The 2,492-nt window shown below is 72.1% G+C and carries 4 protein-coding genes; all 4 read right to left on the reverse strand.

Translation table 11 applies throughout. The annotated features are described in order from the left end of the window. Window positions 1-705 (reverse strand): ABC transporter transmembrane domain-containing protein (locus SACHA_RS0111300; protein WP_019809779.1); only part of this gene is annotated, 705 nt, incomplete at its 3' end. Then, window positions 702-1,574, reverse strand: a complete 873-nt coding sequence (locus SACHA_RS0111305) for a hypothetical protein (protein ID WP_019809781.1) — start codon at window positions 1,572-1,574, stop codon at window positions 702-704. The genes SACHA_RS0111300 and SACHA_RS0111305, both read right to left, overlap by 4 nt. A 78-nt stretch (window positions 1,575-1,652) precedes the next feature. Continuing rightward, window positions 1,653-1,913 carry a hypothetical protein gene (locus SACHA_RS0111310; RefSeq protein ID WP_019809783.1) on the reverse strand — a complete coding sequence of 87 codons (261 nt, stop codon included), beginning with the start codon at window positions 1,911-1,913 and terminating at the stop codon, window positions 1,653-1,655. A gap of 96 nt (window positions 1,914-2,009) precedes the next feature. Then, a partial coding sequence (locus SACHA_RS25335; RefSeq protein WP_019809785.1) for an acyl-CoA dehydrogenase family protein occupies window positions 2,010-2,492 on the reverse strand: 483 nt, incomplete at its 5' end.

Raw genomic sequence — 2,492 nt, forward strand, 5'->3', positions numbered from 1 at the left:
CAGCGCCAGCCCCCCGAGCCGCGCACTCTCGACACCTTCGGCGCGACACGCCTTCACCGTGGTCGACGCGGCGAGGGCGCGCTGGAGGTCGGCGCCGAAGTCGCCGACGAGGGTGCGACTGTGCTGCGCGGCCCGGCGCAACCTGCGGGCCAGCAGCAGTGCGACGAGGCTGGCCACCGTCAGGCAGGCGGCGGTGACCCCGAGCAGCATCGGGTCGATCAGCAGCATCAGCACGATGCCGCCGAGCACCATCGCCCCGTCCACCATGATCCCGGCGAGGCTCTGGGACAGGGCCACCTTGAGCAGCGCCGTGTCGGTGACCACCCGGGCGAAGACGTCGCCCTGGCGCAACGCGGCGAAGGCACCGACATCGGCGGCGAGCACGCGGTCCACCAGGGTGGTCCGGGTGTCGTGGACGATGCGTTCGCCGGTGCGCCCCATGGCGTAGGCCTGGGTCGCCGTCAGTGCCGCTTCGGCGACGAACAGGCCGACGATGATCGCCACGGGCAGCGCGAGATCGGCGTCCGTGCCGAGTGCGCCGATGAGGCTGCCGATGACCGCGGGCTGCGCCAGTCCGGCGGCCGCGGCGGCCAGCCCCAGCGCCACCCCTCCGGCGATCTTCGGCAGATGCCGCCGGGTGATCGCGCCGACCCGGTCGACGTTGCCGTTGCGGTCGAGTCCGGGGGTCCTCCGGTGCGTCGTCACTCGGGCCCGCCGTCGTCCCGGCCGAGTGCGCGGGAGCAGTGGACGATGGCCGGGTACGTGCCGAGGAACGCCCAGACGAACCGGTTGAGCCCCATGAACACCGCGTTGCCCGCGTGGAACCCGGCGCCCACGCCGAGCAGTGTCCGGGCGACCGGCTTCGGCGTCACCAGCACCAGAGGGAACAGCAGTTCTCCCGCGATGGTCGCCCGGCCCACCGCGCGGGCCAGCCGTGGTCGCTCGCGCAGTACGGCGAAGGCCGTGCGGTGGCCGAACATGCGGGTGCGGAAGATGTCGCGCACCGCCGTCCCGTCCCGCCACACCGGTGAGACCGCCTTGGCCGTGCCCGCGATGCCGTACGACAGGCACGACTGCGCGGCGAGGAACCACAGGCACGCACGCCGCGCGCGCGGGTCGTTCGTGAACAGCCGTGCGAACGTCAGCGTCGTCAGCGAGATGGTGAGCACCGTCTCCGAGCCGTCCGACCCGTACGGGCTGCGGGCGTGGACGGCGAAGTTCGTGCCGGCGAGGTACGTGGCTGAGGTGGTCTTCGCCCCCGACCCGGCGCGCGGGTTCATCAGCGCCGCCGCGGCGAGCACGCGCGCGGCGAACAGCGCCTGGATCCCCGGCTTGTCGAACACGGCGCCGAGCACCTTCCCGGGCCGTCCCGTCATCCACCGGTACCGGGTCCGTGCGGTGTCCCAGCTCAGCAGCTCACCCTTGTCGAAATCCCGCGACGAGGCGAGATACTCCAAGGACGACACGGCGGCACCGAGGCCGGTGAGCTGTTCGACCCGGCGCAACGTGCGGTCCTGCCCGCGGGGGTCGGGGTCTGTCTGGAATCGTTCGCGGAGCGACGCGGGCAACGCCACGGCGGATCACATCCGTCCTTCGTCCGGTGTGCGGAGTGGCGCCGCGGACCCCGGGGTCCGCGGCGCCACGACGACGGGTCAGCTGATGCTGGACTTGCGCATGTCGAGCAGCTGGTCCACGGAGCCGAAGTTCGGCACCGGCCCGGTGGGCGAGACCTCGGAGGCGTGGTGGCTCTCCACCGCGTCCGAGATGATGCCCAGGGTGAACACCACGCCCGCGCCCGCGGCGTAGCCCGCGTAGGCCGGGGTCGCCAGGACCGGGCCCACCGCGGTGGTGACTTCCAGGGGGTTCAGCACGCCGTCCACGTGCTCGTTGGCGAACGCCGCGACATCGCTCATGATTGCTCCTCGCTGTGCGGGTGATCTGACGAAAGCGACGGTATCCACGCGGTTTCGTCCTGCTCATCCACCAGATTGCCGAGTTGTCGCACCGGGTCACAGCCATACCGGGGAGACGTGGTCCCCGAACTGCGCGCGGGCGATCTCCCGTTCGGCACGGACGTCGAACAGCGGATGTGCCGCCAGTTCCTCCGCGTGGAGCCAAAAAGTCCGCATCGAGTGTCCGATGTAAAGGGATGACCCGCCGGACTTGCCGAAGACGAACCGCACGGCCCCGACCGCGGTCGCGTGCACGTGGGTCATCGTCGCGGCGAGCGTGGTCCGTCGTGCGCCGGTGACGGCCCGCTGGTCCGCGCCGTCCGGCGGCAGGGCGTCCAGTTCGGTCAGTGCCAGCTGTCGCGCGGCCCGAAAGCCCTGCACCACCCGGTTCAGCTCGGCACGCAGCGTGGGTTGCTCGGCCATCGTCGTGACCTGGCCCAACCGGGACCGGCGCCGTGCCGAGGTTCCGAACTCGTGCAGTGCCGCCCGCGCGAGCCCGGCCGTGACCCCCGCGACGGCGCAGCGCAGCGCGGTCGTGGG

The sequence above is a fragment of the Saccharomonospora halophila 8 genome (genome assembly GCF_000383775.1).
GTDB classification, from domain to species: domain Bacteria; phylum Actinomycetota; class Actinomycetes; order Mycobacteriales; family Pseudonocardiaceae; genus Saccharomonospora; species Saccharomonospora halophila.

What these genes read in the sequence shown, in the direction of transcription:
- SACHA_RS0111310 (WP_019809783.1), bottom strand. Translation starts at nt 1,913, where the DNA reads ATGAGCGATGTCGCGGCGTTCGCCAACGAGCACGTGGACGGCGTGCTG.